Origin of the sequence: Mesorhizobium sp. M1E.F.Ca.ET.063.01.1.1 (assembly GCF_003998155.1) — a bacterium.
Classification (GTDB): domain Bacteria; phylum Pseudomonadota; class Alphaproteobacteria; order Rhizobiales; family Rhizobiaceae; genus Mesorhizobium.
This window is the reverse complement of record NZ_RZSC01001573.1, coordinates 1-478: the sequence shown is the minus strand read 5'-3', so window position 1 is coordinate 478 and position 478 is coordinate 1. Positions and strand designations below refer to the sequence as shown.

General features: G+C 59.4%; 1 protein-coding gene. It reads left to right on the top strand.

Annotated elements, in window-relative coordinates:
• Positions 1-33: 33 nt before the first annotated feature.
• A partial coding sequence (locus EOA29_RS39850) for a GAF domain-containing protein (RefSeq protein ID WP_245468860.1) occupies positions 34-478 on the top strand: 445 nt, incomplete at its 3' end.

Below are 478 nucleotides of genomic sequence, written 5' to 3'. Positions count from 1 at the left end.
AGGCTCTGCGGTGCGAAATTGTCTGGCATCTTTATGCGGGACGGCGACGTCTTCCGCCTTGCGGCAGGCTACGAGCAAACCCCGGAGTATCGCGCGTATGAAGAGGCGAATCCGAGTCCGATCACCCGACAATCCTGGGTCGGCCGAACAGCACTCGACAAGGCAGTCGTCCATATTCCGGATGTTACCAAGGACACCGAACATGGCCTTCCCGAAGCTCCGCGACTCGGAGGTTATTCGGCTGTGCTCTGTGTACCGCTAATGCGCGAAGGATCGGTAATTGGCGTCTTCGCAATGACGCGACCTGAACCCGGGGCCTTCACCGATAGCCAGATCGAACTTGTCCAGACCTTTGCCGACCAGGCCGTAATTGCGATCGAGAACGTCCGCCTTTTCGAGGAGGTGCAGCAGCGGACACGGGAGGCCACAGAGGCGCTGGAGTACCAGACGGCGACCAGCGATGTGCTCAGCGTTATCA